Here is a 7,367-nt window from a genome sequence, read left to right as displayed (position 1 = left end):
ACTGGAGTTGCGCTTTGATGTGGAAGATCGGCTGGTGGATTTGGCTAATGAAGGTGTCGATCTCGATATCCGTATTGGCGACGACATTGCGCCAAATTTGATCGCTCGCAAGCTGGGAACGAACTACCGAATCCTTTGTGCATCGCCGTCGTTCCTGGCACAGCACGGTACGCCAAAACAGCTTGCCGATCTTGCTACCTGTTCCTGCTTAGTGATCAAAGAGCGTGACCATCCCTTTGGGATCTGGCAATTGCAGAATAAAGAGGGGGAGCACGCCATTAAGGTGACCGGGCCGCTGTCATCGAATCATGGTGAGATTGTGCATCAATGGTGTCTGGACGGACAGGGGATTGCGCTGCGCTCCTGGTGGGATGTCTGCGATAACATAGCCAGCGGTCATCTGGTGCATATCCTGCCGGAGTATTACCAACCGGCCAATATCTGGGCGGTGTATGTTTCACGACTGGCGACGTCAGCCAAAGTGCGTATTACGGTGGAATTCTTACGCCACTATTTTGCCGAGCGCTATCCGGCATTCTCACTGAAATAAAGCGGGGGATAAGCGCTTCCCTTGGACTGGTGCATCCGTTAGCATATTGTTTCGCAGTTAAGCGAAAAAGTGGTTTCAGGAAGAAGAGGTTAATGTGTTTGCAGAGTATGGTGTACTGAATTATTGGACTTATCTGGTCGGGGCTATTTTTATTGTCCTGGTTCCGGGACCGAACACGATATTTGTGCTGAAAAACAGCGTCGGACGTGGAATGAAGGGCGGTTACCTTGCGGCAAGCGGGGTATTTATCGGTGACGCAGTACTCATGTTTCTGGCGTATGCCGGGGTGGCGACGCTGATTAAAACGACGCCAGTGCTGTTTAATATCGTCCGCTATCTCGGTGCCTTTTACCTGCTTTATCTGGGCGCAAAAATCCTCTATGCCACGCTTAAAGCGAAAAGCGGTGAGACAACTGAAGACGCGGTTCCCTTTGGCGCCATTTTTAAACGTGCGCTGGTATTGAGCCTGACGAACCCAAAAGCCATTCTGTTCTACGTCTCCTTTTTTGTGCAGTTTATTGATGTGAATGCGCCGCACGCGGGACTGTCATTCTTTATTTTAGCGATCACGCTTGAAGTGGTGAGCTTTTGCTACCTGAGCTTCCTGATTATCTCGGGCGCCTTTGTCACCCAGTACATTCGTACCAAAAAGAAACTGGCGAAGGTCGGGAATTCGCTGATTGGCCTGATTTTTGTCGGTTTCGCCGCACGGCTGGCGACCCTACAGTCGTAAGCCATGGAGCCCGCCATCGGCGGGTTTTTTATTGAGGTAAACGACAACAAAACAGCGTGTCATTGGCGGTTCACTTTTGAATAATCTCATGTAAAATCCGCACTTTATATTTCGTTCGCAGGATAATCGATGAAGTATCGTTCTGATATTGACGGCATAAGGGCGATTGCCGTATTGCTGGTGGTGTTATTTCACGCCGGATTTTCGCTATTTGCATCCGGTTTCATCGGGGTCGATATTTTCTTCGTCATTTCAGGCTTTCTCATCGCATCGATAATAAAAGACCGAATGGATGCGGGGCATTTCAGCTTTAGCGATTTTTATTTGCGTAGAATATGGCGATTGCAGCCAGCAATGCTGACAATGATGCTGCTGTGCGTTGTCATTGCGTCGCTATTCTGGTTGCCTGAAGATTATGCCTCTTTTCTCAAAAGCATAAAGCAGACGCTGCTGATAGTCTCAAACCGCTATTTTGGCGATGAAACAACCGCCTATGCAGCGCCTGATTCAAACGCCATGCTGTTGCTTCACACCTGGTCTTTATCCATCGAGTGGCAATGGTATGTCTTTTTCCCGGTAATCTATTACGTCATCCGTAAAAAAACGCACGAACGGGCGCTTAACTATCTGGCACCATTGCTGACGATTGCAGGCATCTATATCGCCTGGCACTACTCAGGTGCGCATCCGACGAAAACGTATTATTTCTTCGCCTCCCGACTCTTTGAGTTCATGCTCGGTGTCTGTGCCTGTATTTATCTCCCGATGGCACAAAAAATAAACAAGATCGCGCTTAATAGCCTTTCGTTCATTGCGGTGGCGGCAATATTGTTTGTTAGCGTCAGAAGTGATGTCATTCTGGGTTATCCCAATGCTTACACCCTGATCGTTTGCGTCAGTACCGCGGTGTTAATTTTCACCGGTAGCCAGCAAAATATTCTGACCTGTAAATTGCTGTCATTCCCGCCGTTGGTCTGGCTTGGCACGATCTCCTATTCGCTTTATCTCTTTCATTGGCCGATTTTCGCGACACTGCACTACATCGGTATTACCAGTGTCTATGCCAGAATGGCTGGTCTGGGTCTGGCTGTGTTGCTGGCGATGGGGTCATATTATTTCATCGAGAAACCCTACCGGAAGCCTCGTCAGTCGTTGAAAAAAACGCTGATTCTGCTGGTGGTTATCCCACTGATTGCCATTATTACCCTGATGTCGGTCAGTAAGCGTTTTGACGGATTTAGCTATCTACGATTCGGCGAGTCGTTAAGTCATATCAACCATGTGCTCAAAGAGACGAAGATAAAGCAGCGTCAGGATTGTATGAACGAAAACGTCACAGGAACCGATATGGCTTGTGTGGTGGGGGATAAAACCGCTTCTGAGAAAGCGCTCCTGATGGGCGATTCGCACTCTAATCAGTACTGGAATTTCTTCGATATTATGGGGAAAAATGCGCATGTTGCTGTTGATATGAAAGCGACTTCACTGTGCCTGGCGATTCCCCGTGTGTATCACGACGATCTCTATACTTATAAAGGCGATTATTACCGGGCCTGTCATGAGAATGTCAAAAAATACTATGAAGCGATCCGAAACCATAAGTATAAATATGTGATCATTTCTCAGGTCTGGGAAAACTATGCGGCATTCAGGGTCAGATCGCAGATTGGGGATTCCCCATCGCCTGCGGAATCTATCAATATTCTCACCCGAGCCACGGAACAGGCAATACAGGATATTATTGATGCCGGGGCGCAGCCGGTACTGGTGAAAACGATGTTCCCGATGCCTAAGAACTTCCTGACCTGTTTTTATGAACATTTTAAGACGCGGGGAGAGTATGAGCCTCACGCATGCAACCCGAATCCACAGATTAATAAAAGTGTCTGGACGGAACCGTTTTTTGCCACGTTACAGGCCCGCTTCCCATCGTTGATTATTGTCGATCCCAAAAATGTGCAATGTCCTGACGGGCTGTGCAGGACGGAAATTGAGGGCATACCGCTGTACCGTGACGTCGGTCATTTAAATGATTACGCCACGAAAGCGTTGGGGGAGGTGTATCTGGAGCAATTTGGCAATCCATTAAAAACACCTGGCCGATAATATAGCAGGAGGAGAGCCTGGAGACAGGCTTTCCTCTGTCAGACAAAACCAGTGATGAATGTCACTTGCCCCTTTTGGTGTATTTAAAATGCCAGTTATGAGGCGTAACCTTTCTGGAACAGCGGTTTACTCACAATCGCATCCTACCGACTGGAAGAGGGAAGGACATGCTTCAGATTCCACAAAATCATATTCACACACGTGCCACGCCGTTCTGGAACAAAGAAACGGCACCTGCCGGAATTTTCGAACGCCACCTTGATAAAGGAACCCGACCGGGCGTTTATCCCCGTTTGTCGGTGATGCAGGGGGCGGTCAAATATCTCGGATATGCGGATGAACACAGTCCGGAAGCCGAAACAGTGATGATCATTGAAGCGGGCCAGTTTGGTGTGTTCCCACCGGAAAAGTGGCACAACATCGAAGTGATGAGCGATGACACCTATTTCAATATCGACTTTTTCGTCGCGCCAGAGGTACTGATGGAAAGCGCGAATCAACGAAAAGTCATTCATACCGGGAAGAAATAATCATGGGCAAAGCAACCTATACCGTCACTGTGACGAACAACAGTAATGGCGTCTCTGTCGATTACGAAACCGAAGCGCCAATGACTTTACTGGTGCCTGACGTCGCTGCTGAAGTGGTGAAAGATCTCGTCAATACCGTGCGTTCCTACGATACGGAAAATGAGCACGACGTCTGCGGCTGGTAAGTCACGCTATGCAGAGAGGAAACCGGCTGTCATCGCCGGTTTTTTTTCGCTTTCCGGAAATGCTCCCTCATACCCGTCCTGAAACGGCGGACGTCGTCACCCAGCGCAAAAATTTACAAACCGTATATTTGTAGGATCAATAAATGCTTACGCACAATGTGGCGACGCTTTGCGCAGCGGCGTTTTGCCAATGACTTGATCCCTGTCGGAGTTAAAATTACTGTATATAAAAACAGTATTAAAGGTGTGCATTATGACGTTGTACAGACCTGCGGAATGGCATGAAGTCATTACCTTTCCACTTTTCAGCGATCGGGTTCCATGCGGATTCCCCAGTCCGGCGGCCGATTACGTTGAGCAGAGTATCGATCTCAACAAATTACTTGTTCAGCATCCCAGTTCGACTTATTTCGTCAGGGCTGCTGGCGACTCGATGATCGATGCGGGGATCGGCGACGGCGATCTGCTGGTGGTGGACAGTTCACGTACTGCCAGCCACGGAGATATCGTGATTGCGGCGGTGGAGAGGGAATTCACGGTGAAGCGGTTGCAGTTGCGACCTACCGTTCAGCTTAACCCTATGAACAGCGCCTATTCTCCCATCATCATCGGCAGTGAGGACGCCCTGGCGATTTTTGGCGTCGTGACATTTATTGTAAAGGCAGTGAGTTAACTATTGCTGCGTATTGTTCGTCCCCCTGACGTTGCAAACCGTACACGGCTGGTTTCTTTGTGATTCCCCGGTGGCCTTAAGTGGTATCCCAATGGCAGGCAGGTTAATTACTCATTAACCTGCCTGTTTTGTGAGCAGACATACCCACTTCGGTTTACGTTGTTACGGAGAGGAACGGAGATATCCGGCTGACGTAGGGATACGGCATGCGAACAAACCTGATTAACAACGTCATGTCACTCACCCACAGGGTTATGCACCGTTTCTGTGGATAACCGACCACTTTTTCAGGCAGAACAATCCACTAAAAAACCGCCAGAATTTTGCTTGCAAGTTATAATATATTTTAAATAATACTGTATATAAATACAGTTATTGTGGGGTGTGACGTGTTTGCGTTATGCGATGTGAATTCATTTTATGCGTCCTGTGAGACGGTGTTTCGGCCCGATCTGAAAGGCAAACCGGTTGTTGTGCTGTCGAATAACGATGGTTGCGTGATTTCCCGCAGTCCCGAAGCGAAACCGTGGGTGGTCATGGGAGCGCCCTATTTCAAGCAAAAAGAGGCGTTCCGGCGTCATGGGGTGGTGTGTTTCAGTTCGAATTATGAACTCTACGGTGACATGAGCAATCGGGTCATGTCGACGCTCGAAGCGCTATCACCACGCGTTGAAATTTACAGTATCGATGAGGCCTTTTGCGATTTGACGGGAGTCCGAAACTGTCGGGATCTCACGGATTTTGGCAAAGAGATCCGCGACACGGTCTTAAAGCGGACACATCTGACGCTCGGCGTGGGGATTGCACAGACAAAAACGCTGGCCAAGCTGGCCAACCACGCGGCGAAGAAGTGGCCGCAGCAGACGGGTGGCGTTGTGGATCTGTCGAATCTCGAACGGCAGCGAAAACTGATGGCGGCTCTGCCAGTTGATGAGGTGTGGGGCGTTGGTCGTCGTATCAGTAAAAAGCTGACCGCGATGGGCATAGAAACGGTACTCGATCTGGCGGATACGCACATCGCGGTGATACGAAAGCACTTCAATGTCGTACTGGAAAGAACCGTGCGAGAGTTACGCGGTGAGCCTTGCCTGGCGCTTGAGGAGTTTGCGCCCGCGAAGCAGGAGATTGTTTTCAGTCGCTCATTCGGCGAGCGCATTACGGAATACGAACAGATGCGCCAGGCGATTTGTGCTTATGCGACGCGCGCGGCGGAGAAGCTCCGGAGTGAGCATCAGTATTGCCGGTTCATTTCGACATTTGTGAAAACGTCGCCGTTTGCGCCGAATGAAACCTGGTACGGCAATAGCGCGTCCGTAAAACTGCTGACACCGACACAGGACAGCCGGGACATCATCAGCGCAGCCACGCGATGCCTGGACGCTATCTGGAAAGAGGGGCATCGTTATCAGAAGGCTGGAGTCATGCTCGGTGATTTTTTCAGTCAGGGCGTGGCGCAACTCAATCTGTTCGATGATAACGCACCGCGTCCCGGCAGCGAGAAGTTGATGGAAGTTCTGGATACGCTCAATACCAAACAGGGAAGGGGAACGCTGTACTTTGCCGGGCAGGGGATTCAGCCACCATGGCAGTTGAGACGGCAGATGCTTTCTCCGCGCTACACCACGCGTTTTTCCGATCTGCTGGTGGTCAGGTGATCGTCGCTGCAGGTATGAATCATCGGGAGACAGAAAACACGGTCTCCCTTCACATAATCTGCTCCTACATGGGGAAAGTCAGCGTGAGTCCCACGCCCGTTTCTTTGAGATCCACATAACGGGACAGATGGATTTTTGCGGCAAGATCGGTGCAATGGCTGGGATAAAGCGTAGTAGCCGACAATGCGCTAAGATATTTCCCGGTTTCCGAGAGTAAGGATTCATCAGCATTAAGGAGATGAAAGCCGCCTATAACGGAAGCAATTTTCGATTCTCCAGTGACTGATTTTGCGTGCTCAATAATATTACAAATCCCGGCGTGGGAACATCCGGTGACAATCACCAGTCCATCCTTTGTCTTAATTGCCATTGCACTATCATCAATCACGTAATCAGCCGTTAACTCACCATCATGATTATGTGTGTGGCCTACCGGATTTTGCGCTTCAAAATGGTTAAGGCGGGGGATTTGCCCTAAAAAAGTGATGTCTTCGGATAATTTCAGGGGTTGTGTGGAACTGACGATATTAAAGAAGTAATCAAAACAAAGGGCATTATGGTTCATCCCAATGGGTTTCGACTCATAAAATTTAGGCGTAAATGCGGCGGGGTGGGCGATGATATCGACTTTCTTTGCTGGAGATGATGGAAGTCTGTCGTAATGCTGGAATAAATGGTTTAACCCCCAGGTGTGATCGTTATGTCCATGTGATAATACAATTTTATCAATGTGCGTAAGATCGATATCCAGGATCTGTGCATTTTTTAAAAAAATATCAGAATAGCCAACGTCAAAAAGAAGTTTTAAGCCTGAGCATTCAATGTAATAGCAAACGCCAGGTTCTCCGGTCAAATACCTGTCAATATAAGTATTGTTATCTACCAGTATGGTTAATTTCATCACTCTGCATCCCATTCGGATTCACTATATCGAT

At 48.8% G+C, this 7,367-nt stretch carries 8 protein-coding genes; 7 read left to right on the top strand and 1 reads right to left on the bottom strand.

Translation table 11 applies throughout. From position 1 onward, the window contains the following. The 7 genes from AB7E14_RS17545 to AB7E14_RS17515 all read left to right on the top strand — a co-directional run. Positions 1 to 550, top strand: a 550-nt coding sequence (locus tag AB7E14_RS17545) for a LysR substrate-binding domain-containing protein (protein ID WP_428169738.1), incomplete at its 5' end; no start/stop codon positions are given. Positions 551 to 644: 94 nt separating this feature from the next. Then, on the top strand, positions 645 to 1,283 hold the full coding sequence (gene leuE, locus AB7E14_RS17540) for a leucine efflux protein LeuE (protein WP_044327136.1): 639 nt from the start codon (positions 645 to 647) through the stop codon (positions 1,281 to 1,283). A gap of 129 nt (positions 1,284 to 1,412) precedes the next feature. Continuing rightward, positions 1,413 to 3,389, top strand: coding sequence for an acyltransferase family protein (locus AB7E14_RS17535; protein ID WP_316961741.1), 1,977 nt, complete (start codon positions 1,413 to 1,415; stop codon positions 3,387 to 3,389). 167 nt (positions 3,390 to 3,556) lie between these two features. Then, on the top strand, positions 3,557 to 3,919 hold the full coding sequence (gene yeaR / locus AB7E14_RS17530) for a DUF1971 domain-containing protein YeaR (protein ID WP_043000424.1): 363 nt from the start codon (positions 3,557 to 3,559) through the stop codon (positions 3,917 to 3,919). Between the two features lie 2 nt (positions 3,920 to 3,921). Next, on the top strand, positions 3,922 to 4,104 hold the full coding sequence (locus AB7E14_RS17525; RefSeq protein ID WP_012132688.1) for a DUF1869 domain-containing protein: 183 nt from the start codon (positions 3,922 to 3,924) through the stop codon (positions 4,102 to 4,104). A 253-nt stretch (positions 4,105 to 4,357) separates the two neighbouring features. Further along, positions 4,358 to 4,777, top strand: coding sequence for a translesion error-prone DNA polymerase V autoproteolytic subunit (locus AB7E14_RS17520; protein WP_043000425.1), 420 nt, complete (start codon positions 4,358 to 4,360; stop codon positions 4,775 to 4,777). Positions 4,778 to 5,166: 389 nt separating this feature from the next. Further along, complete coding sequence (locus AB7E14_RS17515; RefSeq protein WP_044327686.1) at positions 5,167 to 6,432, top strand: Y-family DNA polymerase; 1,266 nt, start codon at positions 5,167 to 5,169, stop codon at positions 6,430 to 6,432. A 64-nt stretch (positions 6,433 to 6,496) separates the two neighbouring features. Here the strand turns inward: AB7E14_RS17515 and AB7E14_RS17510 are convergent, their stop codons facing one another. After that, complete coding sequence (locus tag AB7E14_RS17510) at positions 6,497 to 7,333, bottom strand: MBL fold metallo-hydrolase (RefSeq protein ID WP_044257654.1); 837 nt, start codon at positions 7,331 to 7,333, stop codon at positions 6,497 to 6,499. Positions 7,334 to 7,367: the final 34 nt, after the last annotated feature.

The organism is Citrobacter sp. (genome assembly GCF_050252275.1).
GTDB lineage: Bacteria > Pseudomonadota > Gammaproteobacteria > Enterobacterales > Enterobacteriaceae > Citrobacter_A > Citrobacter_A amalonaticus.
Note: the sequence above shows the minus strand (reverse complement) of the source record. Positions and strands in the feature narration are given on the sequence as shown.

Bases quoted from the DNA above. Each gene is read 5' to 3' on its own strand.
- AB7E14_RS17535 (WP_316961741.1), top strand. From the start codon at position 1,413: ATGAAGTATCGTTCTGATATTGACGGCATAAGGGCGATTGCCGTATTG.
- yeaR (WP_043000424.1), top strand. From the start codon at position 3,557: ATGCTTCAGATTCCACAAAATCATATTCACACACGTGCCACGCCGTTC.
- AB7E14_RS17525 (WP_012132688.1), top strand. From the start codon at position 3,922: ATGGGCAAAGCAACCTATACCGTCACTGTGACGAACAACAGTAATGGC.
- AB7E14_RS17520 (WP_043000425.1), top strand. From the start codon at position 4,358: ATGACGTTGTACAGACCTGCGGAATGGCATGAAGTCATTACCTTTCCA.
- AB7E14_RS17510 (WP_044257654.1), bottom strand. From the start codon at position 7,333: ATGAAATTAACCATACTGGTAGATAACAATACTTATATTGACAGGTAT.